Source organism: Streptomyces sp. NPDC059224, assembly GCF_042754285.1.
In the GTDB taxonomy this organism is placed as follows: Bacteria; Actinomycetota; Actinomycetes; order Streptomycetales; family Streptomycetaceae; genus Streptomyces.
This window is the reverse complement of the sequence record NZ_JBHZAN010000046.1, coordinates 35,915-62,243: the sequence shown is the minus strand read 5'-3', so window position 1 is coordinate 62,243 and position 26,329 is coordinate 35,915. Positions and strand designations below refer to the sequence as shown.

The window sequence follows — 26,329 nt, the reverse complement described above, 5'->3', positions numbered from 1 at the left end:
AGCATGGACCGCCCGCTCCGCTGTCGGTGACACGGAGGCCGCCGCCCCCGTGCCGGCGGCCTCCGTGTGCAGTGAATATGCCCCACGACCGGGGCGGCCGATGCGTGCTGAACATGATTCAGAGCTTGATTTGAGGATTCGCCGCCCGCTTCACCTGGGTTCAGGGGCTTTCGGGATGTTCGGTCAGGCCCGGCCAGTCGTCCGGGCCGCCGCCCTGCCACTCGATGAGGTCGCTCTCCTCGACCTCGATCCGGTCCAGGTCGGCCATCCGCAGGATCTCGACCACGTCGTCGAGATGCGAGGCGAGCCCCAGGGTCACGTCCCCCTCGGTGACCCGGCGGGAGCCGTCCAGGGCGGGAGCGTGCACGACGATGTGGGGGAACTCCGTGGGTGGGTGTGCTGTCATGCCTTCAGCCTCCTGCGGCCGGGACGGATGCGCACGCCGAAGCGCCGGACGCGGGCGGTTCCGTGTCCGGCGCTCAGGCTGTGACCGTCCGACGGCGCGAGGCTGGGCGCGACAGGTCGTTCGCGCCGCCGGACGGGGTCCACAACGGCTGGGACCGCGGCGGGTGCGACGGAGCCGGGCGGCCTTCCCCCAGGTCGGGAAGGGCGTTCCGGTCCTTCACCACCGCACTGGCTCGCACGCCGCCGCGGTCCGTGCCACGCCCGCGCACCCCCGGCCGGCCACCCCTCATCCGGGCCGTCCGGCTGTGCGCGGGCCGTCTGTGTCAGTCCTCGCGCAGGGCGCGGACCGCCGCTTCCACGGGCCGGCCGTACTCGGGGCCGGCGGCGTGGAAGTGGGCCAGGTTCCTCTCGATCACGTCGTCGCGGGAGCCCCGCGAGAGGCCGCCGGCGATGTTCGCGACCAGACGCCGCCTCTCCTCCTCGGACATCAGCCGGTACGGCTCGCCCGCCTGGTGGAAGTCGTCGTCCTTGGCGTGCAGCGCAGCCTCGTGGGTGCCGGTGTGGCCGGTGACGGCCAGCGGGGCCGTCGGCGGACGGCCGGTCTCCACCGGGCCGCCGTACGAGTCCGGCTCGTAGTTCTTGGCGTGCAGGCCCCGCGGGTTGGCGGCCATCAGGCCGTCCCGGCCGTGGTTCCGCGCGGTCCTCGCCTTCGGGGCGTTGACGGCCGGCAGGGTGTGGTTGACGCCCAGGCGGCAGCGGTGCGCGTCCGCGTAGGCGGACGGGCGGCCCTGGAGCATCGTGCCGGGGGACGGGCCGATGCCCGGCACGAAGCTGCCGGGGGAGAACGCGGCCTGCTCCACCTCGGCGAAGACGCTGTCCGGGCTGCGGTCCAGGACCGGCCGGCCCACCCGCTGGAGCGGGTAGTCCCGGTGCGGCCACACCTTGGTCAGGTCGAAGGGATTGAAGCGGTGGTCCGCGGCCTCGGCCGCCGGCATGATCTGGACGTGCAGGGTCCAGGACGGGTTCACGCCCCGCTCGATGGCCTGGAGCAGGTCCGTCTGGTGCGAGTCAGGGTCCCTGCCCGCGAGTTCCGCCGCCTGCCCGGCGCCCAGGCCGCCCATGCCCTGGTTGGTCCTGAAGTGGTACTTGACGAAGAAGGCCGCGCCCTCGGCGTTCGTCCACTGGCAGGTGCGCGAGCCGTAGCCGTTCGTGTGGCGGTACGACGCCGGGATGCCCCGGTCGCCCGTCAGCCGGGCCACCTGGTGGGTCGCCTCGGGTGGGTACGCCCAGAAGTCCCCGACGGTGTCCGGCTCCTGACGGCCCGTGAGCGGGTCCCGCTTCTGCGAGTGGACGAAGTCGGGGAACTTGATCGGGTCCTTGACGAAGAACACCGGGGTGCTGTTCCCGACGAGGTCGTAATTGCCCTCCGCCGTGTAGAACCTGACGGCGAAGCCGCGCGGGTCCCGTACGGCGTCCGCACCGCCGAGGCAGTCGGCGACCGTGGAGAACCGCAGGAAGACCTCGGTACGCCGGCCGGCCGTGCTCAGGAAGTCGGCGTGGGTGAAGCCGGTGACGTCGTCGGTCACCTCGAAGTGGCCGTACGCGCCGCCGCCGCGGGCGTGCACCACCCTCCCCCACTGCCCCAAGGGAGTGGGAGGCGCCCCCACCGGGATCCGCTCGCGGTTGAAGCGGGCGAGCTTCTCCAGGAGGTGCTGGTCCTGGAGGAGCGGGCCGCCGACGCCGGCGGAGGCGGAGTTCTGGTTGTCGGCGACCGGGGCGCCGGACTCGGTGGTGAGCACGCGCTTCTTCATCGTGGACCTTCGGTGCGGGTGGCAGCGGAAGTTCATTTCCGCTCAGTGGAGCCTCGGGTCGGGTCGGCCGGGGCGCCGGCAGTTTGTTGAGGTGGTTTCCGGGCGGCGCCGCCGCCTGGGCGCGACAGGACAGTTGTCAGCGGCGGCGCCGCCCGGAAGTCGGGGGCGCGGCTCAGACCCGGGCGCCGGAGAGGCGCTCGACCGCGCGCAGCAGCGCGGAGTGGTCCAGGCCGCCGTCGCCCTGCGCGCGCAGGGAGGCGACCAGCTGGGCGACCACGGCACCGACCGGCAGGGCGGCGCCGACGTTGCGGGCCGCGTCGGTCACGATGCCCATGTCCTTGTGGTGCAGGTCGATCCGGAAGCCCGGCCGGAAGTCGCGGTCCAGGAAGTTGCCCTTCTTCCGCGCCAGCACGGTGGAGCCGGCCAGGCCGCCGCCCAGCACGTCCAGTGCGGCCGCCAGGTCCACGCCGGACTTCTCCAGGAAGACCACGGCCTCGGCGCACGCCTGGATGTTCACGGCGACGATCAGCTGGTTGGCGGCCTTCACCGTCTGGCCCGAGCCGTGCGGACCGCACAGCACGACGGTCCTGCCGAGAGCCTCGAAAATCGGCTTCGCGAAGTCGAAGTCGGCCTGCTCGCCGCCGACCATGATGGACAGCACGGCCTCGACGGCCCCGGCCTCGCCGCCGGACACCGGCGCGTCCAGGACGCGGACGCCCTTGTCCCGGGCCGCCTCGGCCAGGTCGACGGAGGTCTGCGGGGTGATGGACGACATGTCGATCAGCAGCGCGCCCGGCTTCGCGTTCTCCAGGATGCCGTCGGGACCGTAGGCGATGGCCTCGACCTGCGGGGACGCGGGCACCATCGTGATGACCACGTCGGCGTGGCGCACGGCCTCGGCGATCGAGGGGGCCGCCGTCCCGCCGGCGGCGGCCAGCCGGTCCAGCTTCTCCTGCTCCAGGGTGAAGCCGGTGACGTCGTAACCCGCCTTGACCAGGTTCTCGGACATGGGGGAGCCCATGATGCCGAGACCGATCCAGGCGATCGCCGGGCGGGTTCGGCGGGAGGAAGGGGGGAGTGTGCTCATGGTGGAGATGCCTCTCTCGACTGCGCTGCGAAGTCGGGGAATTCAGCGGGCGGCTCGGGCCTCGCGCGGGAGCCAGCCGAAGGCCTCGGCACTCGGGCGGTCACCCGGCTTGTACTCCAGACCCACCCAGCCGTCGTAACCGGCCTTCGCCAGCTGCCCGAGCAGCTCGGCCAGGGGGAGCGAACCCGTGCCCGGGGCGCCGCGGCCGGGGTTGTCGGCGATCTGCACGTGGCCCGTCTTCGCGGCGTACCGCTCGATCACCGACGGCAGGTCCTCGCCGTTCATGGACAGGTGGTAAAGGTCCATGAGGAAGCGTGCGTTGCCGAGCCCCGTGGCCTCGTTGACCCGGTCCACCACGGCGACGCCGGCCGCCGCGCTCACCAGCGGATACCGCGGCGACTCGGGCCGGTTGAGGGTCTCGATCAGGAGGACCGCGCCGATCCGGTCGGCCGCGCGGGCGGCCAGTGCCAGGTTCTCCAGGGCCAGGGCGTCCTGCTCGGCCGGGTCCACGCCCTCGACGCGGTTGCCGTACAGCGCGTTGAGCGCCCCGCAGCCGAGCGACTGGGCGAAGCCGGCCGCCACCTCGATGTTGGCGCGGAACCTCTCGGACTCCGCGCCCGGGATCGACAGGGCGCCCCGGTCGGGTCCCGGCAGCTGTCCGGCGTAGAAGTTCAGGCCCGTCAGCCGCACGCCCGCGTCCTCGACCGCCCTCTTCAGCGCGTCGAGCTCGGACCGCTCGGGGGTGGGGGAGCCGGCCCAGGGCCACCAGAGCTCGACCGCGCAAAAGCCGGCCGCAGCGGCGGCCGCGGGGCGCTCCAGGAGCGGGAGTTCGGTGAAGAGGATCGACAGGTTGACATTGAAGCGCTGCTCTGCGGCTGCGCCCGGTTCGAAACCTGGCATGGAGGCCGGCGCTCCCTTCCGCTGTCTGAGTTCCGTATTACGGAAGTTGCTTTCTGCTTAATGGAAGACTGCCGGTGACCGGGGAGAGCTGTCAAGAGCGCCCGCGCAAAAGCCGCGCCCTACCCTGAAGGCATGGCACGGTCCAACGACGAGGTCGCCGCACTGCTCCAGGAGTACGCGGACCTGATCTCCATCACCGGTGGGGACGCCTACAGGGCGCGGGTCTACGAGAAGGCCGCCCGGGCGGTCGGCGGCCACCACGCCGATGTCGCCACGCTCGACCTCAAGGGGCTCCAGGAGATCCCGAACGTCGGGAAGTCCATCGCCCAGAAGATCCTGGAGTTCTTCGACCAGGGCACGGTGTCCGCCGTGGAGGAGCTGCGGGCGAAGATCCCCGCCGGGGTACGGCGGCTCACCGCCATCCCCACGCTCGGCCCGAAGAAGGCCATGGCGGTCTACGAGGAACTGGGCGTCTCCTCGGTCGAGGAACTCGCCGACGCCATCCACCAGGAGCGGCTGCGCGACCTCAAGGGCTTCGGGCCCCGGACCGAGGAGAACATCCTGCACGGCATCGAGCTGCTCCGGTCGGCCGGCGGCCGGGTCCGGCTCGACGTCGCCATGGACCTGGCGGAGGGCATCGTCGAAGCGCTGTCCGCCGTGACCGGCTGTGAGAAGTGCACCTATGCCGGTTCGCTGCGCCGGTTCCGCGAGACGATCGGTGACATCGACATCCTCGTCGCGGCGGAGGAGTCGGCGCCGATCATGCGGGCGTTCACCGGGCTGCCGTACGTCACCGAGGTCATCGGGCAGGGCGGCACCAAGACGTCGGTCCGCACCAGCAAGGGGCTCAACGTCGACCTGCGGGTCGTACCGCCGGACTCCTGGGGCGCGGCGCTCCAGTACTTCACCGGCTCCAAGGCCCACAACATCCGCACCCGGGAACGGGCCGTGCACCACAGGCTCAAGCTCTCCGAGTACGGACTCTTCGACGTCGAGAGCGGGGAGAAGATCGTCTCCGAGACCGAGGAGGAGGTGTACGGCCGCCTCGGCCTGCCCTGGATCCCGCCGGCCCTGCGCGAGGACCGCGGCGAGATCGAGGCGGGGCTGCGCGGTGAGCTGCCCGAGCTGGTCACCGAGGCGGATCTGCGCGGCGACCTGCACACCCACACCGACCTCACCGACGGGCTCGCCCCACTGGAGGAGATGGCCGAGGCGGCGGCCCGGCGCGGCTACGCGTACTACGCGATCACCGACCACGCGCCCGACCTGGCGATGCAGCGCATGACCGACGAGCGGATGCTGGCGCAGCGGGCGCGGGTGCGCGAGCTGGACGGCAGGTACCCGACCAGGGGGCGGCGCGGCGGGCTACGGCTGCTGCACGGCACCGAGCTGAACATCGGCCCCGAGGGCGAGGTGGACTGGCCGGAGGAGTTCCTCGCCGGGTTCGACCTGTGCGTGGCCTCGATCCACTCGCACTTCCACCAGAGCCGCGACGCCCTGACCCGCCGGCTCGTGCGGGCCTGCGAGAACCCCCACGTCCACATCATCGGCCACCCCACCACCCGCCTCATCGGCAAGCGCCCCGGCATCGACGCGGACCTCGACGCGGTCTTCGCCACCTGTGCCCGCACCGGTACGGCCCTGGAGATCAACGCCCACCCGGACCGTCTCGACCTGCGCGACGAGGACATCCTGCGGGCCCGGCGGCACGGCGTGAAGTTCGCCGTGAACAGCGACGCCCACGCCGTTCCTCATCTGGACGTCATGCGCTACGGGATCGGCACCGCCCAGCGCGGCTGGCTCACCAAGGACGACGTGATCAACACCTGGCCGGAGCGACGGCTGCGGAGCTTTCTGCGCAAGCGCGGCTGAGCCGGTGAGCCGGGCGGCGCCCGGGTTCAGTCGAAGACGATGACCTGGCGTCCGACGACGTCGCCACGGCCCAGGGCCTCCAGGTTCTCGTTGACGTCCTCCAGCCTCACTTCGGTCACGTTGTGCGTGACGAGGCCGGCTTCGGCGAGGGAGAGCACCTCGACGAGGTCCAGGTGGTTGCCCCAGAAGGAGCCGAGGTAGGACAACTCTGTGCCGACGAACGGGAACTGGCGGTGCGCCACGCGGTCACTCATGAGGCCGACGGCCGCCAGGGCGCCTTCCGGGCCCAGCAGGTCGAACCCCATGGAGACGGACGCCTCGCTGCCGACGCAGTCCAGGATGGCGTGGACGGTGCGCCGGCCGGTCAGGCTCTCCAGCTCGTCCTGGATGGCCTCGGTGGACCTGTCCCTCACGTTGATCCCGTAGTCCGCGCCGTTCTCCCTGGCCACGTCCAGCTTGCCGTCGCTGCGCGCGAACGCCACCACTGTCGCGCCGCTGCCCAGCAGCCTGGCGTACTGGATCGCGTAACTGCCCAGACCGCCGATGCCCGTGACCGCGACAGTCCGGCCGGGCCCCAGCTTGCCCGCGTCCCGGAGCTTGCGCATCCCGCGGTACGGGGTCATGCCCGCGTCGGTCATGGGGGCGAGGAACTGGGGGAATTTCGCGGCGTCCTCGGAGACCGGGATCGCGTGACGGCACTCCACCGCCATGTACTCGGCGAAACCGCCGGGCGGGCCGAACCCCACCCATCTGCCGTCGCCGCTGCACAGGTTCTCGTTGCCTTCCCGGCACTGGCGGCAAGTGCCGTCTCCCCAGCTGGGGTTGACCACCACCATGTCGCCTTCCGAGTAACCCACCGACTTCGGTACACCACTTCCCATTCCCGCCACCCGGCCGGTGACCTCGTGGCCGGGGATGTAGGGGAGTTCTACCGGAAACGGACCTTCGAAATAGCCGTCAAGAAGTTGGTAATCGCTTCGGCACATTCCCGTCGCGGCGACCTTCAGGAGGATCTCGTCCGGCCCGGGATCGGGTACGGGAACCTCGTCGATGCGAAGGGGCTGCCGGTATCCGTGCATCCGAGCTGCTTGCATCTGCATCGGGCGGCCTCGCTTTCGTACAGATGTGTCCATCAAGTCTGAGTGGCCCGCACAGGAGCGGCAACTCGGAGCGGACCATGGGAACGTACGCGGTGCGGCAATGCGACCGGGTGGTGCATGATCGAAGATCCGGAGAGTGAAAAGGCCTTCCGCCGCCTCGTGAATCAAGAACAGTGCGGCCTTTCCGAAGGATTGCCATGATCAAACCCTATGGCCCGTACGATTTCATGCCGGAGATCAGGACTTTCTCGGTGACCTCGCAGTCCGTGACCGACGGCGGCCGACTGGCCCGCGAGCAGGTGAGCGGCATCCTCGGAGCGGGCGGGATGGACGTCTCGCCGCAGCTGAGCTGGTCCGGTTTTCCCGAGGAGACGCGGAGTTTCACGGTGGCGATGTTCGACCCCGACGTGCCAACCGCCTCCGGCTTCTGGCACTGGGCGGTGGCCGATCTGCCCGCCTCCGTGACCGACCTCCCGGCCGGGGCGGGAGACGGCAGGGACCTGCCCGGCAACGCGATGACACTGGCCAACGACGCCGGCTACCGGAGATACCTCGGCCCGGCGACACCGCCGGGCAACGGCCCGGACCGGTACTTCCTCGTGGTGCACGCCGTCGCCGTCGAGGAACTGGGGGTGTCCGAGGCCTCGACCCCCGCCTCCATGGACTTCCTCCTGTTCAGCCACGCGATCGCGAGAGCGACCATGTACGGCACCTTCGAGCGTTCCTAAGGGCTGTCCCGTAATCCCTGGTGGATCAGCGCGCGGCGTCGGATGCGGTGCATCGCAAGGCGGAGGGTCGTCCTCATACTGGGCGTGTCCGGGCGAGCCCGACAACGCTGCGAGGTGCCGTAGCTGTCGTCGTGCGCCCGCCGGGGATCACGGGACAGCCCTTAGGCCTGCCGTCCGGGCCTCATCGGTCCCGGAGACGATCTTCTCGCCGCTCTCGACGTCGAAGAGCCCGTACGCGCGGAGCATGAGCGACGTCGTCGGCGGCCTCGTCGGGCGGCAACAGTTCCCCCAGCCCATCGCGCACACCAGCGGCTTCGCCGCGCTGACGAAGGGCTCGTCCGCTTTCCGGCTCACCTGTCGCCGCCCCACGGCGACCCGGAGAGGGATCCGGGTGGCCCCGGCCTCCGCCAACGGGATCGAGGCGGGACTGCGAGGTCGGCCGCCGGAGCCGGTCACCGCGGCCGGCCCGCGCGGCACCGGGCCGAACATCGGCCCGAGGGCGAGGTGGACGGCCCGGACGGCCTCCACCCCACCAACCCGCCTCCTGGAGATCAACGCCCACCCGGACCCTCTCGACCTGCGCGACGAGAGGCCATCCCGCGGGCCACCCGGCCGGAGCGACACGGCTGCGGAGCCGCACAGGCGCGGCTGAGCCGCCGGGACTTCCTCGCGGACGTCTCGCCCTCCGTGAACCGCGGCCCGGCACCCGCAGGACGTCAGGTCCGCCTCTCGCTCCGGGAAACGCCCCGCCGCACCGGAACCCGCCCCTACAGTGGTCGTCCCGGGCGTCAGCTCAGCCGCGGCCGAGCGCCCGACCGGAACGGGGGAGGGGGAGTTCCTGTGCGGGACGATGTGTGTTCGGCGCCGGAGCCCGGATTACGTCGTGTGCCGGCGTTGCAGGTGTTCAGTCCGGAGCACCTGACCTTGCTGCGCGACGCGGGTGTGGTGGAGACCTGGCAGCACGGCGACGTGCTTCTGCGACAGGGAGAGCGAGCCGACCGCGCCATTCTGTTGCGCAAGGGCGTCGTCAAGGTCGTATCCGAGTCGGTGGGCGGCTACACGAGCCTGCTCGCCTTCCGGGGAGCCGGGGAACTGGTGGGCGAACTCGCCTGCATCGACGGCGGAACCCGCTCGGCATCTGTGATCGCGACGCAGGACGGGCACGGGGTCGCGGTGTCCGGCAGCAGGTTCGCCGCACTGCTGCGCGCCAACGGCGACCTCGGCCTGGCAGTACTCCGGAGCATCAGCGCACGCCTGCGGCACTCCGACGTCCAGCGTGAGGCGATGGGAGCCGAGCCCGCCGCGACGCGGGTGGCGCGGCTGCTCGTCGAGATGTCCGACCGGTACGGCGTGGACGCATCGGCCTGGGCGCCGACGGCACGGTCGGTGCGCATCACGCAGCACGAGTTGGCGAGCGCGGTGGGGACCTCCCGCGAGTCCGTCGTGCGGACCCTGCGCGAGCTGCAGTCCTGTGAACTGGTCGCCACCCGACGGGGCGTCATCGTGGTCCTGGACCCCGCTTCGCTCGCCATCTGGGAACCGGATCGGCCCTGACCGAAGCCAACTGCTCCCCAGTGGGTCATTTGATGCGGAAGAGAGGGCGGGGCTTCGGCTTACCTGGAGTGCGGCGGTCGTCGGAGCGCAACGGGGGAAACCCGACGGCCGCCGTCCCGCGCAATCGAAGGAGAGGTGCGTCCGGCATGGACGGCAAACCGCGTTACTACCTCATCGTGGTCATCGACATCGAGCGATTCGGCCGCCGGACGGACCCTATGCAGCAATGGCTGAGGGAACAGCTCTACGCCGTCGTCGGCAAGGCGCTGGACCAGGCGGGGATCGGTACCGACGACATAGTTGCCACGAGCGACCGGGGGGACGGCTGCTTCCTCCTGCTACGGCCCTCCGTCTCCAAACTCGACCTGACGACCCGGTTCCTGGACGCCCTGCAGACCGGTCTGCGCGGTCACGCCCAGCGCGGCAACGAGGAGACCGCCTTGCGGTTGCGCGTCGCGCTGCACGCCGGTGAGGTGGCACAGGACAAGCACGGCTGGGTGGGCGAGGCGCTCAACACCGCCTGCCGGCTCGTCGACCTGGAGGTGCTGCGCACCACCCTCGCCGCGGCCTCCCGTTCCGGCCTGGCCCTCGCTGTGTCCGCGGACTGGCACGCCGCAGTCGTCCGCCACGACTACCCCGAGCTTCCGGCGTCCGGCTTCCGCGAACTGCCTTTCGTGGCCAAGGAGATCACCTCGCGCACCTGGCTGCGCGTCCCCGGCTACGACGAGCCTCCAGGCCTGGGCGGCGCTACGCCCCCGGCGTCCGGGCGCCCGGCGCCGCCCGCGCCCCGCCCTGCCGCGGACACACCTGCCGCGGACACCCAGGCCGTTGCCGCGGCCCCGGGCCCGTCTGCTCCGACCGCTCCGACAGGCGGCCACCACGGCCCCTTCGCAGGCGCGGTCTTCCACAACCCGGGCCGGGTGTACGGCGGGAATCACTACGAGGGCGTCACACCGGGCGAGGCGCACGCCGACACCGCCGGGAAGGGGGATGACGCATGAAGGAGGAGCCCGCGCAGGGGCCCGCCCAGAACAGCCCGGAGAACGCCTCCCCCGGACAGGACGGCGAGGTTGCGCCTCCCGTGTCCGCCGGCCCGGCGGAGACCACGGAGCTGGGCGTCGACGACATCCGTCGTGCCCTGTCGGCACGCGCGGCCCAACCCGGTTCGACGGACGAACGCCTCGACGCGGAACGGGACGCCCGCTCCTACCTCTCGCGCTTCGCCCAGTCGCGGATTACCGGGGAGCGGGTGTACGGCGGGGATCACATCGAGGTACTCCTCGGCCAGGGCCGCCGCTCCGTCCGCGCCTACCAGCTGTCGGCCCAGGACGTCGACCTCGTCTCCTCGGCGTTCCTGCCTCCCGCCTCCTACGACGACCTCCTGCGCGACAGCGAGCCGTTCCGTGTGGTGCTGCTCAGTGGTGCCCGGGGCCACGGCAAGTACGCGGTGGCACAACGGCTGCTGCTGGAACGCGGCCACGCCACCCTGCAGTGCCTGGAGCCGGACGCCGACCTGACGCGACTCGACGAGTCGTCGCTGCGGCCCGGGCACGGTTACCTGCTCCAGGAACTCGGCCCCGGCGGCACGGCCGCTCCGCTCACGGGCTTCGAACTCCACCGCCTCAACTCGGTGATGCGCGCCCGGAACTGCCGCCTGGTCATCACCTTGCGCGACGGTGTGCGCACGGCCGATCCCGAACTCGATAAGCAGACCTTCCCGGTGAACGGGCCGCCCGCGCCGTGGGACGTCTTCGAGAGGCACCTGCGCTGGTGGCTCGGCCCGCAGCGGACGAGACGCGCGGAGGAACTGCTGCGTGCCCCGGAGACGGCCACGCTCTTCACCGAGGCGCAGTCGGCCGGCACGTCGCTGGCCAGGGCGGCGGAGAACGCCCGTCTTCTCTCCGAGTCGTCGGCCGCACCGGCGGACGCCGTACGTCAGGTGAGGGAACACGGCTCGGTCCGCGACGCCGAGGAGTTCGAGAAGTGGTTCAACGGCCTGGATGACCTGCCCACCCAGTGCGTGGCCGTCGCCACGGCGGTCTTCGGCGGAGAGGCATACGAGACGGTGTCCGCCCTCGCCACCTCGCTCGGGCGACGGCTCCAGCCACCGCCCACCGCCGAACACCCCGAACGCCCCCGCAACGAGGCGGTCGTCGCGACCCGTGCGACGCGGCTGCGCCGGCTCAACGCCTCGCTCGTCGGCGCACAGGTCGCATCCCGGCACGGGGGCGTCCCCGCGAAGGTCGTGCGCTTCGACGACTCCCGAATGGCCGCCCGGGTCCTGCAGAACGTGTGGGAGGAATACGACATCCTGCGCCACGAGCTGCCGGGCTGGCTGAAGGCCTGCGCGGGCCACGAACTGGCCACCGTCCGGACCAGGGCAGCGGTCGCCGTCGGGTTTCTGGCCGAGCTGTCCTTCGACAGTCTGCGCACGGGTGTCCTGCAGCCCTGGGCCAGGAGCCCCGTGCGGGCGCTGCGCGAGGCCGCCGCGACGGCCCTCGTCATCGCCGCGGAGACTCCCGAACTCGCCGTACCCGTAAGGGATCTGGTTCAGGCGTGGGCGAGTGGTGACGCGGTCCTGAGGGCCACGGCGGCGCGTGCCTGGACCGCCCTGCGGCGCTCCGACGCGGGCAGCGCCGATGAGTCGGTCGCACTTCTGGACACGCTCGCGGCCACCGACAGCGCGGAGATCATCGAGGCGATCTGCCTGGGGGTCACCGAGTCGCTCGCCGCGACGGACGGTCATGAGGCGCGTGACGCCCTCCACCTGCTCCGGCACTGGATCTCCCGGCGTGACGTCCAGCGCCGGACCGTCGGCGAGCTGTCCTTCCTCTTCGCGGCGGCCGACCTGCTGGAGGACATGCCGGCCGACGGCGGCGGTACGCACCGACGATGGCCCAAGCTGCTGGCGCTGGCAACCCGCGACCCCGTCCACCAGCGGGACATCGCCCTGCTCTGGGACGCGGTGCTCCAGTCCCCGGAAACCTACGAGGCGGCCACCCAGGTCCTCACCGAATGGGCCCGCATGGTGGACGCGGACGCCGCGGGCCGCCGCGCACTGGCCCGGCTGCTGCACGCGGCGGCCCCGACCGACCGCAGCAGACGCTTCCTGCTGCGCCACGTCGCCACCTGGAACACACCCGACAGCCGTGCCGCCCGCAGCGCCGGGCAGATCCTGAGCCATTTCGACAGCAAAGGCAGCACACCATGACCATGTCCGATTCCGAGCAGCTGATCGCGGGCCCGTGGCCCGCCGGGATGGTGAACCGGGGCGAGACACCGCGGCCGGGGACGGCCCTGGTGTTCTCACTCGACACCGGCGAACCCGTCGTGGTGGACCGTCGGCCCTCCTTCTTCGAATCGTCGCGGTTCCACTACCGCTACGAGGTGGACATCACCGACCACCACACCAACTGGCAGGACACCCTGCCGAGTCGGACCAGGGGGTTCGACTTCCAGGCCGAGATCAGCACCGCCTGGCGGGTCACTTCCCCGGACGCGGTGGTCAAACGCAGCCTCACCACCGTGGCCACGGCGGAGTCGCTGGTACGGGGAGTGCTCAATGATCTGCTGCGCCCTCTCACCCGGGGGTTCGACATCGAGGACGTCGCCCGTGCGGAGGACTCGGCGAACCGCTCCCTGCGCAGCCGTGAACACCCCTTCGACGCCGGGCTGACGGTGTTCGCCTGCGCTGTCCGGCTCGGTCTGGACGAAACCGCCGAACGCCACCTTCGCCGGCATCGCGACCTGGCCTGGCAGCGAGAGCAAGCCGAGCTCACCCACCAGGTCAACCGGGTCCAGACGGAGGGCGAACAGGCGCTGACCTCGCTGGTGGAGGAGCACGAGGCACGACGTATAAGGCAGCGGACCGCCGCGCTGCAGGCCGCCCAACGCGGTGAGGGAGGGCTCCTGATGCACCTCGTCGCCCAGGATCCCAGCCAGCTGCGCAGCATCCTCCAGGAGGTCGCCGCCAGGCAGGACATGGCACTGGAGCGGAAACAGGCCCTCCTGCGGGACCTCAAGGGCGACCTGCATCCCGCCGAGTACGCCGAGTGGGTCCAACGGTTCATGGGCGAGCCGATCCCCTATGCGGGCCCCGCGCTGGGCGGCGAGTCCTCCTCGCACCTTCCCCGGCCCCACACGCCCGCGCCCCTCGGCACACACAACGGTGCGCCCGGAACCTCCCCGCGCCCGGAACCCGCCACGGACACCGGTGGGCCGCAGCCGGAGGGATCAGGAAGCGGGGTCGTCAGCTGGAAACCGGTCGGCGGGCGACGCTCCTCGGCCCACGGCGACCGCAACCGTGGCGAAGAGGACGACAAGGGATGAACCAGGATCCCCTCGGTCACGACTACGGCCGCGAGCAGGGATACACGTACCCCTATGACCACGTACGGCCTCCCGGCGCGAAACCCGGGAGGCACAAGCCCGGCAGGCTGCCGGGCCGAGCACCGGTGGGCGCGGCGGGCGGACAACCGCCCGGTGATCACCGGGGCATGTCGGCAGCACGCTGGCGTCCGACCGGTGTCATCCGCTGGGCCGTGACACTGGCGCTGGGCATTCTGGGAGGATTCATGGCAGGGCCCTACGGCGCGACTGCCGGGCTGGTCGTGGGAGCGGTCGCCGGCTTCCTCGCGGGCGAGGCGGTCAAGGCGGTCACTTCGCGAAAGCAGGATGAGCGGACGATGCCGGAAGGCGTCGCCGGCGGTCCCCGGCAGGACACCGGCCCTTCCGCCGTCTCCTCGTCCCCCGCGCCGGCCGCGCGGACCGGCACCCCTGCCCCGGCCGGGGCCCAGTGGCACGGCACGACCACCCCGGCCCCGTGGCAGAGCCCCCCCTCTGCCGTGGGCGAGCGTCCGTCCACGGCCGCTCCTGCCGGCGAAGAAGACCGGATGGTGCCGGCGCGGCCGACGGCGGAGCCGGCCGTCCCCGTGGTGCGCAAGCACGTGCCGTCCACGGCTGCGTGGACCTGCCCGCCGCCCCCGGTGATGTACCAGCCGTCGCGCCTGGCCGAGCTGCCCTGGAGGCTGCCGCCTCAGCCGGCCCCGCCGGGGCTGGCGGCCGACTCCGCGCGGGTGGGGGATCTGGAGGTCCGCGCCGCCTCGGTGGTGGGACCCGGGCACCGGATCGACGAGACCCGGGCCGGCCCCCGGCAGGACTCCTACCGCATCGGCCGGGACGCCGCCGCACGGCATCTGGTCGTCGCGGTCGCGGACGGCATGTCCGACAGCAGCCACTCCGACACGGCGGCCGCCGTGGCCACCCTCTCCCTGGTCAACTCCCTGCGGCGCCAGCTCGACGAGGGTGTACCGCCGTTCCACCTCGATCACCACACCGCCTTTCTGGAGGCGGCGCAACAGGTCCACGCCATCGCCAGGCAGCGGCAGTGGTCCGCCGACAGCGTGCGCACCGTGGCCGTGGCGGCGGTCGTCCCCGCCGACACGCCACCGAACGGTGACCGTGACATCTGGCTCGCCGGACTCGGCGACACCAGCGCCTGGGTGCGCGAGCCCCGCCGCTGGGCCCAGTTACTGGGGGAGAAGGAGCAGGGGCCCGACGCCGGACGGCTCCGCACCTACCTGCCGCACACCCCCGAGGCCGTCGAGCGCCGTCACCTCTCGCTCGGCCCCGGCCAGGCGCTGGTCCTGACCACCGACGGAGTGGGCGACGCGCTCACGGAACTGCCGCAGGCGCACGACTGGTTCCACCACCACTGGGCCGCCCCGGTCACCGCCCTGGACCTGCTGCTGCACATCAGTTACGACTCCCACCAGCGAAACGACGACCGGACCGCTGTCGTCGTCTGGACCCCGTCCGCGGACGGAGGGCGGTCATGAGGACCTGGTCGGACAACCCCTTCCCGGACGACATCCCGTTGTCCTCGGTCAAGCTCGCCGGAGACAATCTGGGCGCGGGCGGCCAGGCGCACACGGTGGAGCGCCTGGCCGACCATCCCGGCTGGGTCGCCAAGCTGTACAAGTCGCCCATGGGCCCGCAGGAGGCGGTCACGCTGGGCCGCCTCGTGAAGCTGCCCCGGTCGATGACGGAGGCGGACCGTGGGACGCTGGACCGCGGTGCGGCCTGGCCGGTCTCCCGTATCACGGACGGGAGCCGGACCGTCGGTGTCGTCATGGCCGAGGCACCCGCCCGCTTCTACGTGCCGTTCAATCTCCGCGGAGGGCGGCGCAGTGGGCCGCGGGAACTCCAACTCGACCATCTGGTGAAGGACTCGGCCTACCTTGAGGACATCGGGGTGCGGCCGCCCACGCGCCAGCGCAGGCTGGAGATCGCCTGCCGGTTCCTGGAGCTGGGCGCCGTCCTGGAACGGCACGATGTCGTCTACGGCGACTGGTCCTACCGCAACGCGCTGTGGGACCAGGACAGCGACTCGGTGTACCTGCTCGACATGGACTCCTGCGGCATAGGCACCCGGCCGTGGATCGCGTCGCCCGACTGGAGCGATCCGGCGTTCCCCGAAGGTACCCCGCTGACGGTCCCGACCGACCGGTACCGGATGGCGCTTCTCACCCTGCGCTGCGTCACCGGCGCGCGGGGTGAACCGCTGGAGAGTCTCAGCAGGCTGGAGCGGGACTGGCCGGCGAGCGACACCTTCCCGGGGCTTCTCCGGCAGGCACTCGACCGCGGCGATCTGCGGCAGCGTCCCGGGACGGCGACGCTGCTGAAGGCGTTGCGGAGTCCGGGTGGTACCGGGTCTCAGACGGACGTCGCGCCGGGCAGCAACGTCACCGGCTTCCGCCCGGTACGCCACCGTCCGGCACCGCAGACCGCGGGCGGGACGGCCACTGCGGCCGCGCCGCCCACCCCGCGTCCGGCGCCGCAGCCTCAACCGTCACCGGCGGGGGACGCCAAGGGCATGCTCGTCGGCTGTGGCGTCCTCGTCCTGGCCCTCCTCGCGTTGATCGTCGTCCTGTTCTTCGTCGTGTGGACGTGACCCGTCCCGTATCCACGCCATGTCACCAGGCATCTCGCAAAGGATCATCATGAGTTACGCACCGTCGTCCGGCCTGCCCATGTACGTGGTGCTGGACACCTCGGGCTCCATGCAGAAGTCCGAGCACCTGCTCAACCAGACGCTGGAGACGATCTACGACACCATCGACACGACACCCCAGGTCAAGGAGTTCGTCCACCTGTCGGTGCTGTCGTTCAACAGCCGGCCCCATGTCGTCACCCAGATGACGGACTTCGACGACGTGAACCATCTGCCCACGGTCACGTGTTCCGGGCGCACCAATTTCGGCCCGATGTTCCAGCTGGTGCGCACCCGGATCGAGGCGGATGTGCCCGCCCTGGTCGACAAGGGAGTCCGCGTGCTGCGGCCCGTCGTCTTCATCCTCACGGACGGCATCCCCACGGACAAGGACGATCTGCCGAGCGACCCCTGGGAGAACCATCTGGACGACCTGCTGGACCCCCAGTGGAAGACCAGGCCCCACATCATCGCCTACGGCTTCGGCAACGCCCGCGAACAGGTGATCAAGAGGATCGCCACCGTGGCGGCCTTCGTGGCCGAGAAGTCGGACGACAACACATCAGCCCTGCGGAACGCGCTGATCAGCTTCCTGCACTCCATGGTCGCTTCCGCCGCCAGCCGCAGACTCGAAGTGCCGGAACAGGTCAAGGGCTACCGAACGGTTCCTCTCGACTACGTGGACTGACCACCGCCCCTCCGTTCGCACGAGCGAGGCGCGGGACGGGCCCGTCCCCCGCCTCGCTTCCGCGCCCGCGGAGTCGTCGCGCAACGATGCTGATCGCCGCGGGCGAGTCCGTTAAGGTCGTCTCGGAGCGACTGGGGCACACGGAGCCGGAGCGGCAGACCATGTTGCGGTGGACCGCGTGGTCGGCGCCTTGGCCGGCGACGCGCCCCGGATGTGCCCTCTCGGTCGGCAGAGTGAGAGACGCGCAGGTCAGAGCGGTGCCATGGGGGCGCAATGCGATTGAGAGTGGAGTTCACGACCGAGCCCTTCGATCTGGACGAGGCACCCGCGCACGCGCTGGTCGCCCGTGAGGTCATCGAGGGTGCTCAGCTGGACGCGGTGGACGTCGGGCCGTTCGGGAACACGGCCGAGGGCGGCACCGACGCCGTGCTCACCGCCGTGGACGCGCTGCTGCGCAGGACCCTGGAGGCCGGGGCCACCCGGATCTCGCTCCAGGTCAACGTGGTGGGGGAGGACGGCGACAAGTGACCGGAAACGCGGACGAGCCCTTCATCACCGCGGTGAAGCCGCTGGTCGACGCCATGGGCGGGGAGCTGCTGCCGCCCGACGAGGCCGGCGCCGACGACGTCGTGCTCGCCTGGGAGGGCGTCGACGTGGTCGCCGTACGGCTGCCCCAGCTCGCCGACTCGCTCGACCACATCCTGGCCGCCATGGAGCGCAAGCAGGGCAAGCCGCTGGCCGACCTGGACCGCAAGGCGAAGCAGGAGGTCGTGCGCATACTGGAGGCGCGGGGCGCCTTCTCCGTACGGCACGGTGTGGAGACCGTGGCGGGCGCGCTGGGCGTGAGCCGCTTCACCGTCTACAACTACCTCAACCGCGACAAGGAGAGCTGAGCGACGGGTCCCGGGAGCCTGCGCAGTGGCCCCGGGGCGTTGTTACGCGAAATTTTCAACAAAGTGTTGACGCCGGGTTCCGGAGGGCGTTAGCTAACGGCAGCCCGTTCAGCACGAAGGCCGCCTACGGCCACGGAGGCTCCCGTGACGTCGACTTCCACGCCCCCGGGTCTGGCCCGGTTCAATGATCTGGAGGAGCAGGCGGCGTTCGCCGCCCTCCATGAGGCGTGTGCCTCCACCGCGTGGGCCCGGCGACTGCTCGCCGCCCGCCCCTACGCCTCCCCGCAGGCCCTCTACTCCGCCAGTGACGCGGCCATGGCCGTGCTCGGTCCCGCCGACCTGGCGGAGGCCATGGCCGGGCACCCGCCGATCGGCCGCCCCAAGCCGGGCGATCCGGCCTCGGCCCGGGAGCAGTCCGGCATGGCCGGTGCCGCCGAGACGCTCAAGGCGGAGATGCTCGAACTCAACCTGGCGTACCAGGAGAGGTTCGGCCATGTCTTCCTGATCTGTGCCACCGGCCGCGGCGCCGAGGAGATGCGGGACGCGGTCAAGGAGCGGATCGGCAACGCGCCCGAGCGGGAGCGGGAGATCGTCCGCACCGAACTGGGCAAGATCAACCGTATCCGGCTCGCCCGACTCGTCGCAGAGGACGCCTGACGCCATGAGCACCAGCACCACCGCCTCCGTGTCCACCCACATCCTGGACACCTCGCTCGGCCGCCCCGCCGAGGGTGTGGCCGTCCAGCTGTCCGCCCGCCGGGGCCGCGAGGCCGGCTGGCGGGCGCTCGGTGGGAGCGCGACCGACGCGGACGGCCGGTGCAAGGACCTGCCGGCGCCGCCGGAGGGAACCACCCACGTACGGCTCGACTTCGACGTGGAGCCGTATTTCGAGAAGAAGCAAGCCGATGCGCAGCAGGACGCCCCCGCGAATCGGGACAGCGATACGTTTTTTCCAGAGGTAGCGATCACCTTCGCCGTCAGGCCCGGCGAGCACTACCACGTACCGCTGCTGCTCAACCCGTTCGGCTACTCCGTTTACCGAGGGAGCTAGCTACATGCCCACCATCCTGGGACAGAACCAGTACGGCAAGGCCGAGAACCGGGTCGTGAAGATCACGCGGGACGGTGCCACCCACCACATCAAGGACCTGAACGTGTCGGTGTCGCTCTCCGGCGACATGGACGAGGTCCACTACTCCGGTTCCAACGTCCACGTCCTGCCGACCGACACCACCAAGAACACGGTGTTCGCGTTCGCCAAGGAGCACGGCATCGAGTCGGCCGAGCAGTTCGGCATCCACCTGGCCCGGCACTTCGTGTCCAGCCAGGAGCCGATCCGCACGGCCCGGATCCGGATCGAGGAGTACGCCTGGGAGCGCATCGAGGCCTCCGACGCCAACTCCCGGTTCGTCGGCGCGGACGAGGTGAAGCACTCGTTCGTGCGCAAGGGCCAGGAGACCCGGCTGACGCAGATCACGTACGACGGTGAGTCGTGGGAGGTCGTCTCCGGTCTCAAGGACCTCGTCGTGATGAACTCGACCAACTCCGAGTTCTGGGGCTTCGTCAAGGACAAGTACACGACGCTCCCCGAAGCGTACGACCGGATCCTCGCCACCCAGGTCTCCGCCCGCTGGCGGTTCAACTGGACCGACGACGAGCAGAAGATGCCCCACTGGGAGAAGTCCTACGAGCAGACCCGCAAGCACCTGCTCCAGGCCTTCGCCGAGACGTACTCGCTCTCGCTCCAGCAGACGCTGTACCAGATGGGCTCGCGCGTCATCAACAACCGCGGCGAGATCGACGAGATCCGCTTCTCGCTGCCGAACAGGCACCACTTCCTCGTCGATCTGGAGCCGTTCGGCCTCAAGAACGACAACGAGGTCTACTACGCCGCCGACCGGCCCTACGGCCTGATCGAGGCGACCGTCCTGCGGGACGGCTGTACGGCGAAGATCCCGGTGGACCTCACCAACCTCTGATCCCCCCTTCTCGGCACCCGCGGCCGGTGACGCCCCGCGTTCCGGCCGCGGCACTCAAATCCCCGGGGTCCTGCCGTGCCCTCACCACGAGTCCGCTGAGCGAAAAGGACGAACCATGGCAGCAGACCGGCGCACCGTCATCGAGAACTGTTCGATCGCGACCGTCGACGCGCACGACACCGAGTACCGGGACGGGTACGTCGTCATCGCCGGCCACCGCATCGAGTCGCTCGGCGCGGGCAGGGCGCCCGAGGGCCTGGAGAACGTCGTACGCCGTATCGACGCGACCGGTCACCTGGTGACGCCCGGCCTGGTCAACACCCACCACCACTACTACCAGTGGATCACCCGGGGCCTGGCCACCGACCACAACCTCTTCAACTGGCTGGTCGCGCTGTACCCGACCTGGGCGCGCATCGACGAGCCGATGGTGTACGCGGCCGCCCAGGGCTCGCTCGCGATGATGGCCCGCGGCGGTGTCACCACCGCGATGGACCATCACTACGTCTACCCGAAGGACTCCGGTGACCTCTCCGGCGCCATCATCCGCGCCGCCCGCGAGACCGGCGTCCGCTTCACCCTCGCCCGCGGCTCCATGGACCGCAGCGAGAAGGACGGCGGCCTGCCCCCGGACTTCGCCGTCGAGACCCTCGAAGGAGCCCTCGCCGCCACCGAGGCGACCGTCAAGGAGCACCACGACCCCTCCTTCGACGCCATGACCCAGGTGGCCGTCGCGCCCTGCTCGCCGTTCTCCGTCTCCACCGAACTCCTGCGCCAGGGCGCCGAGCTGGCACGCCGTCTCGGAGTACGGCTGCACACCCACGGCTCGGAGACCGTCGAGGAGGAGCAGTTCTGCAAGGAGCTGTTCGGGATGGGTCCGACCGACTACTTCGAGTCCACCGGCTGGCTCGGCGAGGACGTGTGGATGGCGCACTGCGTCCACATGAACGACTCCGACATCGCGGCCTTCGCCCGCACGAAGACCGGTGTCGCCCACTGCCCGTCGTCCAACGCCCGCCTGGCGGCCGGCATCGCCCGCGTCCCCGACATGCTCGCCGCCGGAGTCCCGGTCGGCCTCGGCGTCGACGGCACCGCGTCCAACGAGTCCGGCGAACTCCACACCGAACTGCGCAACGCGCTGCTGATCAACCGCCTCGGCGCGCACCGGGAAGCCGCCCTGGACGCCCGCCAGGCGCTGCGCCTGGGCACCTACGGCGGCGCCCAGGTCCTGGGCCGGGCGGACCAGATCGGTTCGCTGGAACCCGGCAAGCTGGCCGACCTGGTGCTCTGGAGGATGGACACCCTCGCCCACGCCTCCATCGCCGACCCGGTCGCCGCTCTGGTCCTGGGCGCGGCCGCCCCGGTCACGGCCTCCTTCGTGAACGGCCGTCAGATCGTCGAGGCGGGCCGCCTCCTGCACGTCGACGAGGACGCGATCGCCCGCGCCACGCGGGCCGAGGCCCAGCGGCTGGCACGCGTCGCCGCACAGTAACTCCCCCTCCCCGTACCGCCCGTGAGGTACGGCTAGCCAGCTCCGGTCGGGAGGGACGGCTCCCGGCCGGCAGCCGTGGACCCCATCCGGGCCCACGGCGGCCGTCTCCTGGGCGCGTGCTTCCTCGCGCGCGCCCAGGAACGGTCCCCCGCCCCCGTCCTCCCCGTCCCACTCGGTCCCGCACGACCGACACGCACCTCCCTGAAACCCGCGTCAGAGCCGGCGCGTACCCGACCGGAGGAGAGCCGCCGTGTCCTCGCACCCCGTCGACGAGAAACTTCCGCCCCTGAAAATGGCCACCACGGGCCTGCAGCACGTGGCCGCCATGTACGCCGGAGTCGTCGCCCCGCCCCTGATCGTCGGCGCGGCCATCGGCCTGACCGGCACCGAACTGACCTTCCTCACCGGCGCCTGTCTCTTCACCGCGGGCCTCGCCACCTTCCTGCAGACCCTCGGCATCTGGAAGATCGGCGCCCGGCTGCCCTTCGTCAACGGCGTCACCTTCGCCGGGGTCGCCCCGATGACGGCGATCGCCGCCTCCACCCACGACAAGTCCGACGCCCTGCCGGTCATCTTCGGCGCGGTGATCGTCGCGGGCCTCCTCGGGTTCCTCGCCGCGCCCTTCTTCAGCAAGGCGGTCCGCTTCTTCCCGCCCGTCGTCACCGGCACGGTCATCACCCTGATCGGCGTCTCCCTGCTCCCGGTGGCCTTCGGCTGGGCGCAGGGCCCCGACCCGGCGGCGCACGACTACGGCGCGGCCAAGTACCTGGGCCTGGCAGCCGCGACCCTCCTCGTGGTCCTGCTCCTGCGCCGCTTCACCCGGGGGTTCGTCAAACAGATCGCCGTGCTGATCGGCCTGGTCGCCGGCGCGGCCGTCGCCCTGCCCTTCGGCGTCACGGACTTCGGCCCGGTCGTGGACGCGGACGTCATCGGCTTCCCGGCCCCCTTCCACTTCGGCGCCCCGCAGTTCCAGGTCGCCGCGGTCCTCTCCATGTGCGTGGTGATGGTGGTCTCGATGACCGAGTCGACCGCGGACATGCTGGCGCTCGGTGAGATCGTCGAACGCCCCGCGGACGAGCGGACGATCGCGGCCGGACTGCGCGCCGACACCCTCGGTTCGGCGATCAGCCCGCTCTTCAACGGGTTCATGTGCAGCGCCTTCGCCCAGAACATCGGCCTGGTGGCGATGACCCGTATCCGCAGCCGGTTCGTGGTCGCGGTCGGCGGCGGCTTCCTCGTACTGATGGGCCTGTGCCCGATGGCCGCCTCGCTGATCGCCGTCGTACCCCGGCCGGTGCTGGGCGGCGCGGGCGTGGTGCTCTTCGGCTCGGTGGCCGCCAGTGGCATCCAGACCCTGGTCAAGGCCGGCCTGGAGAAGGACGAGAACGTCCTGGTCGTCGCCGTCTCGCTCGCCGTCGGCATCGTCCCGATCACCTCGCCGGACTTCTACCACGCCTTCCCGGAGACGGCCCGGATCGTCCTGGACTCGGGCATCTCGACGGGCTGTGTGGCGGCCGTACTGCTCAACCTCGTCTTCAACCACCTGGGGCGCCGGCGCGCGGAGGCGGACGGCCCGGCCGCCGAGGCGGCCGAGGTCCTGCCGCTCGTATCGCCCCGGTCGCTCCCGTAACGGCCCCGCGTCCGCCTCAGCCCCCGTCGCGGCTCGCGCGGCAGGGGCTGAGGGCGGGGAGCCGGCCGGTCAGGTACGAGCGGGGCGGGACGCCCATCAGCGTGCGGAAGTCGGTCGTCATGTGCGACTGGTCGAAGTAGCCGGTGGCGGCGGCCAGTTCCGACCAGCCCGCGCTGCCCGCCCGGGCGGCGAGGGTGCGGACGCGGTCGATACGGGCGTAGTGCTTGGGAGAGACCCCGACGCCGTCAGTGAACAGGTTCCGCAACTGGCGCTCGCTCACCGCAAGTTCCCGGGCCACGTTCCGCACCTGGGCGGGCGCCCGGTCCAGCCGCACCGACAGCGCCTCCACACCCGCGCGCAGGAGTGCCGTCCGGGCCGGATCGGTCCGCTCCGACAGCATCCCGGGCAGCACCTCGGCGATGCGCGGCAGCGCCTCCCACGGGTCCAGCCACCGCACCTCGCGCGCGAACCGGCGGGCCACCCCGCCGGGCAGGCCGGCCAGCGGTACCACCCGGCCGACCAACCCCGCGGCCGGAACACCCAGCAGGGACCGGGCGGTTCCCGGCGCGAGGCGCAACTCCACGCACGCGATGTGCGACTTGCCCGCGTGATAGGTGGCCCGTACCCGCGGACCGACGGCCAGGACGTCACGTCCCCCGTCCCCGGTCACCCGGAGCACCACCTTGATCGCCGCGTCCGGCAGATGGACGAACGTCCCCTCCGGCGGCTCGGCGAAGGACATGGTCCGCACCTCGGCGATCCACGGACGCAGCACCTCGGGCGGGGCCGGAAGCGGCTGGGAGACGGTCATCGGCACCCTTCCACGGTAGGCGACCCGCGCCGCCGTCCGGGCCGGCCGGGCGTGCCGGAATTTCCAAGAGCCGGCTGCCCGGGCACGCTCATCGTGGACCGCATGATTCTGGTGACGGGTGCCACGGGCACCATCGGGAGTGACGTCGTACGACAACTGGCCGAGCGCGGTGCGAAGGTGCGTGCGCTCACCCGAGACCCCGCGAAGGCGCGGGTGCCCGCCGGGGTGGAGGTGGTCCGCGGGGACTACGGCGACCCCGCCTCCCTGGACGCGGCGCTGGCCGGCGCGACGGCGGCGTTCCTGCTCCGGCCGCCCGGCCCCGACGGGGGAGAGGACGCGGCGCTGGCCGCCGCGGCGCGGAACGCGGGCGTGGCACGGCTGGTGAAACTCTCGGCCGTCTTCACCGGCGACTTCGCCTCCGGCCCGTCCGCGCGGTGGCACGTCGACGGCGAGCGGGCGGTACGGGACAGCGGGCTCGCCTGGACGGTCCTGCAGCCGTCGTCGTTCGCCTCCAACACGCTTTCCTGGCTGGACGCGCTCCGGGCGGGGCAGCCGGTGCCCAACATGACCGGTGACGGTGGCTCGGGCGTGATCGACCCGCGTGACGTCGCCGAGGTGGCGGTCCGGGCCCTGCTCGACGCCGGGCACGCCGGGCGGACGTACGTCCTGACCGGTCCCGAGGTGATCAGCGTGCCCGGCCAGGCCGCCGTGCTCGCCGAGGTCCTCGGCCGGCCGGTCCCGACCCGGGACCTGTCCGTGGACGGGACCCGCGACTTCCTCCGCACGGCCTGGGGCATGGAGGGAAGCCGGGCGGAGGGCGTTCTGACCGGCCTGGCGTTCGTCCGCGCCGGAGGCAACGCGCTGGTCACCGAGGACGTGGCCGAGGTGCTGGGCCGCCCGGCCCGCACCTTCCGCAGCTGGGCCGCGGACAACGTGAGCCTCTTCGAGGCGAGTTGAGCGTCCCGGACCGGTACGGACCCAGGCGGCCGGGGCCGGGGGCTCACCGGCTGCGCGGTCGCAGTACCGCCGCCGCCAGCACCAGGGCGGTCACCGCGACCGCGGTGGCCGCGCGGAACGCCAGCCGGTAGCCCTCCGCGGTGGCGGGGACCAACTCCGCACCCCGGGCGAGCAGCCCGCCCGTGCGACTCGCCGCCAGGGTGCCCAGTACCGCCAGCCCCAGCGAACCGCCCACCACCTGAGTGGTGTTGAACAGCCCGGACGCCAGACCCGCCTCCTCCGGGCGCGCCCCGGACATCGCCAGCCCGGTCAGGGCCGGCATCGCCGCGGCGAATCCGGCGGCGAGCAGCAGCAGCGGCGGCAGCACGTCGACGGGGTACGAAGCGGCGACCGGCATCCGGCTCAACAGGGCGGTCCCGGCCACGATCAGCACGAGACCGCCGAGCAGGACCCGGTACGCGCCGTAGCGGGTGATCGTCCGCGCGGACAGCCCCAGCATCAGGAGCCCGATGGCGACCGGAGCCGGCAGGAAGGCCGTACCGGTCGCCAACTCGCCGTATGCGAGGACACGCTGGAGATACAGCGCGCCGAGGAACTGGAAGCCGTACATCGTCGCGATCATCAGCACCTGTACGGCGTTGGCGCCGGCGAGCAGCCGGGAGCGCAGCAGCCGCAGGCGCAGCAGCGGGCGCCGGGCGCGGGCCTGGCGGAGGGCGAACCCCGTGAACAGGGAGACGGCCAGGGCCGCCAGGAGGAGGGTGGCCAGCGGCCCGCGGTGGCCGGCTCCGATGATGGCGTGGACCGTGAGCATCAGGGCGCCGGTGACCAGTGCGGCGCCCGGGAAGTCGGCGCCCTGACGCAGGCCGGTGCCCCGCTCGGGGGCGAGGATCCGAAGGGCCGCGAACCATGCGGCCAGCCCGGTCGGCAGGTTGATGAGGAAGATCCAGTGCCAGCTCAGCGCCTGGGTGAGCGCCCCGCCCAGAAAGGTGCCGAGCGCGCCGCCCGCCGCGCCGACCGCGCTGAACACCGCGATGGCCCGGCCCTGTTCTTGTGGCTCGGGGAAGAGAGCGACCAGCATGCCGAGGACCACCGCCGACGTCATCGCCCCGCCCACGCCCTGCAGCGCCCGCGCCGCGATCAGCATGCCCTGCCCGGTCGCCACCGCGCACAGCAGGGAGGCGGCGGTGAACAGGGCGAGGCCCGTCGCGAACATCCGCTTGCGGCCCAGCAGGTCGCCGAGGCGCCCCGCCAGCAGGAGCAGTCCGCCGAAGGGGATCAGGTACGCGTTGACGACCCAGGCCAGTCCGGGGCCGCTGAACCCCAGGTCGCGCTGCATGGCCGGCATGGCCACCGTGACGATGTTGCCGTCCAGGACGGTCATCAGGGTCCCGGCGCACAGAACGGCGAGGGACGCCCAGCGGGGGTATGTTC

At 71.6% G+C, this 26,329-nt stretch carries 25 protein-coding genes; 18 read left to right on the top strand and 7 right to left on the bottom strand.

What is annotated here, in order from left to right; all coding sequences use genetic code 11:
- Positions 1 to 160: 160 nt before the first annotated feature.
- From ACFXI4_RS37955 to ACFXI4_RS37940, 4 genes are all read right to left on the bottom strand, one after another.
- Positions 161 to 406 (bottom strand): hypothetical protein, encoded by a 246-nt coding sequence (locus tag ACFXI4_RS37955; RefSeq protein ID WP_362728090.1) that lies wholly within the window; start codon positions 404 to 406, stop codon positions 161 to 163.
- A 322-nt stretch (positions 407 to 728) separates the two neighbouring features.
- Positions 729 to 2,216 carry a catalase gene (locus ACFXI4_RS37950; protein WP_385000175.1) on the bottom strand — a complete coding sequence of 496 codons (1,488 nt, stop codon included), beginning with the start codon at positions 2,214 to 2,216 and terminating at the stop codon, positions 729 to 731.
- Positions 2,217 to 2,388: 172 nt separating this feature from the next.
- The gene (locus ACFXI4_RS37945) at positions 2,389 to 3,303 is read right to left on the bottom strand and encodes a 2-hydroxy-3-oxopropionate reductase (RefSeq protein WP_385000172.1); all 915 of its coding nucleotides are present in this window, start codon (positions 3,301 to 3,303) and stop codon (positions 2,389 to 2,391) included.
- Between the two features lie 42 nt (positions 3,304 to 3,345).
- Entirely contained in the window at positions 3,346 to 4,203 is an 858-nt protein-coding gene (locus ACFXI4_RS37940; RefSeq protein ID WP_385000169.1) for a TIM barrel protein, read from the bottom strand.
- Positions 4,204 to 4,335: 132 nt separating this feature from the next.
- Here ACFXI4_RS37940 and polX point away from each other — a divergent pair, with 132 nt between their 5' ends.
- Positions 4,336 to 6,075 carry a DNA polymerase/3'-5' exonuclease PolX gene (gene polX / locus ACFXI4_RS37935; RefSeq protein WP_385000166.1) on the top strand — a complete coding sequence of 580 codons (1,740 nt, stop codon included), beginning with the start codon at positions 4,336 to 4,338 and terminating at the stop codon, positions 6,073 to 6,075.
- Between the two features lie 26 nt (positions 6,076 to 6,101).
- Here the strand turns inward: polX and ACFXI4_RS37930 are convergent, their stop codons facing one another.
- Entirely contained in the window at positions 6,102 to 7,154 is a 1,053-nt protein-coding gene (locus ACFXI4_RS37930; protein WP_385000163.1) for an NAD(P)-dependent alcohol dehydrogenase, read from the bottom strand.
- A gap of 218 nt (positions 7,155 to 7,372) precedes the next feature.
- Between ACFXI4_RS37930 and ACFXI4_RS37925 the strand changes: the two genes are divergently transcribed.
- From ACFXI4_RS37925 to ACFXI4_RS37850, 16 genes are all read left to right on the top strand, one after another.
- A complete protein-coding gene (locus tag ACFXI4_RS37925) occupies positions 7,373 to 7,903 on the top strand; it encodes a YbhB/YbcL family Raf kinase inhibitor-like protein (protein ID WP_385000160.1) in 531 nt (176 codons plus the stop codon).
- A 244-nt stretch (positions 7,904 to 8,147) separates the two neighbouring features.
- Positions 8,148 to 8,555: a hypothetical protein gene (locus ACFXI4_RS37920; protein WP_385000157.1), complete on the top strand. Its 408-nt coding sequence runs from the start codon at positions 8,148 to 8,150 to the stop codon at positions 8,553 to 8,555.
- A gap of 248 nt (positions 8,556 to 8,803) precedes the next feature.
- Positions 8,804 to 9,457 carry a Crp/Fnr family transcriptional regulator gene (locus tag ACFXI4_RS37915; RefSeq protein WP_385000185.1) on the top strand — a complete coding sequence of 218 codons (654 nt, stop codon included), beginning with the start codon at positions 8,804 to 8,806 and terminating at the stop codon, positions 9,455 to 9,457.
- Positions 9,458 to 9,603: 146 nt separating this feature from the next.
- A complete protein-coding gene (locus ACFXI4_RS37910) occupies positions 9,604 to 10,458 on the top strand; it encodes a hypothetical protein (protein ID WP_385000154.1) in 855 nt (284 codons plus the stop codon).
- A complete protein-coding gene (locus ACFXI4_RS37905; protein WP_385000151.1) occupies positions 10,455 to 12,668 on the top strand; it encodes a hypothetical protein in 2,214 nt (737 codons plus the stop codon). The genes ACFXI4_RS37910 and ACFXI4_RS37905 overlap by 4 nt, the downstream gene beginning before the upstream one ends.
- Positions 12,665 to 13,786 carry a hypothetical protein gene (locus tag ACFXI4_RS37900; protein WP_385000148.1) on the top strand — a complete coding sequence of 374 codons (1,122 nt, stop codon included), beginning with the start codon at positions 12,665 to 12,667 and terminating at the stop codon, positions 13,784 to 13,786. Before ACFXI4_RS37905 ends, ACFXI4_RS37900 begins: the two co-directional genes overlap by 4 nt.
- Before the next feature lie 245 nt (positions 13,787 to 14,031).
- Complete coding sequence (locus ACFXI4_RS37895; RefSeq protein WP_385000145.1) at positions 14,032 to 15,294, top strand: protein phosphatase 2C domain-containing protein; 1,263 nt, start codon at positions 14,032 to 14,034, stop codon at positions 15,292 to 15,294.
- The gene (locus ACFXI4_RS37890; protein WP_385000142.1) at positions 15,291 to 16,409 is read left to right on the top strand and encodes a hypothetical protein; all 1,119 of its coding nucleotides are present in this window, start codon (positions 15,291 to 15,293) and stop codon (positions 16,407 to 16,409) included. Before ACFXI4_RS37895 ends, ACFXI4_RS37890 begins: the two co-directional genes overlap by 4 nt.
- A gap of 49 nt (positions 16,410 to 16,458) precedes the next feature.
- A complete protein-coding gene (locus ACFXI4_RS37885) occupies positions 16,459 to 17,136 on the top strand; it encodes a VWA domain-containing protein (protein ID WP_362724384.1) in 678 nt (225 codons plus the stop codon).
- Positions 17,137 to 17,409: 273 nt separating this feature from the next.
- On the top strand, positions 17,410 to 17,664 hold the full coding sequence (locus ACFXI4_RS37880) for a hypothetical protein (RefSeq protein WP_362724381.1): 255 nt from the start codon (positions 17,410 to 17,412) through the stop codon (positions 17,662 to 17,664).
- Complete coding sequence (locus ACFXI4_RS37875) at positions 17,661 to 18,029, top strand: helix-turn-helix domain-containing protein (RefSeq protein ID WP_362724378.1); 369 nt, start codon at positions 17,661 to 17,663, stop codon at positions 18,027 to 18,029. The genes ACFXI4_RS37880 and ACFXI4_RS37875 overlap by 4 nt, the downstream gene beginning before the upstream one ends.
- Positions 18,030 to 18,173: 144 nt before the next feature.
- Entirely contained in the window at positions 18,174 to 18,686 is a 513-nt protein-coding gene (gene uraD, locus ACFXI4_RS37870; protein WP_385000138.1) for a 2-oxo-4-hydroxy-4-carboxy-5-ureidoimidazoline decarboxylase, read from the top strand.
- A gap of 4 nt (positions 18,687 to 18,690) precedes the next feature.
- Positions 18,691 to 19,080 (top strand): hydroxyisourate hydrolase, encoded by a 390-nt coding sequence (gene uraH / locus ACFXI4_RS37865; RefSeq protein WP_385000135.1) that lies wholly within the window; start codon positions 18,691 to 18,693, stop codon positions 19,078 to 19,080.
- A 4-nt stretch (positions 19,081 to 19,084) separates the two neighbouring features.
- A complete protein-coding gene (gene pucL / locus ACFXI4_RS37860) occupies positions 19,085 to 20,008 on the top strand; it encodes a factor-independent urate hydroxylase (RefSeq protein WP_385000132.1) in 924 nt (307 codons plus the stop codon).
- Positions 20,009 to 20,123: 115 nt separating this feature from the next.
- On the top strand, positions 20,124 to 21,500 hold the full coding sequence (locus ACFXI4_RS37855) for an 8-oxoguanine deaminase (protein ID WP_385000129.1): 1,377 nt from the start codon (positions 20,124 to 20,126) through the stop codon (positions 21,498 to 21,500).
- Between the two features lie 250 nt (positions 21,501 to 21,750).
- On the top strand, positions 21,751 to 23,130 hold the full coding sequence (locus ACFXI4_RS37850) for a nucleobase:cation symporter-2 family protein (RefSeq protein ID WP_385000126.1): 1,380 nt from the start codon (positions 21,751 to 21,753) through the stop codon (positions 23,128 to 23,130).
- A gap of 16 nt (positions 23,131 to 23,146) precedes the next feature.
- Here ACFXI4_RS37850 and ACFXI4_RS37845 read toward each other — a convergent pair whose 3' ends face one another.
- A complete protein-coding gene (locus ACFXI4_RS37845; RefSeq protein WP_385000124.1) occupies positions 23,147 to 23,941 on the bottom strand; it encodes a helix-turn-helix domain-containing protein in 795 nt (264 codons plus the stop codon).
- 102 nt (positions 23,942 to 24,043) lie between these two features.
- Between ACFXI4_RS37845 and ACFXI4_RS37840 the strand changes: the two genes are divergently transcribed.
- Positions 24,044 to 24,898, top strand: a complete 855-nt coding sequence (locus ACFXI4_RS37840; protein WP_385000120.1) for an NAD(P)H-binding protein — start codon at positions 24,044 to 24,046, stop codon at positions 24,896 to 24,898.
- A gap of 43 nt (positions 24,899 to 24,941) precedes the next feature.
- On the opposite strand, the gene ACFXI4_RS37835 is transcribed toward ACFXI4_RS37840, so the two are convergent.
- Positions 24,942 to 26,279: an MFS transporter gene (locus ACFXI4_RS37835; RefSeq protein WP_385000117.1), complete on the bottom strand. Its 1,338-nt coding sequence runs from the start codon at positions 26,277 to 26,279 to the stop codon at positions 24,942 to 24,944.
- Positions 26,280 to 26,329: the final 50 nt, after the last annotated feature.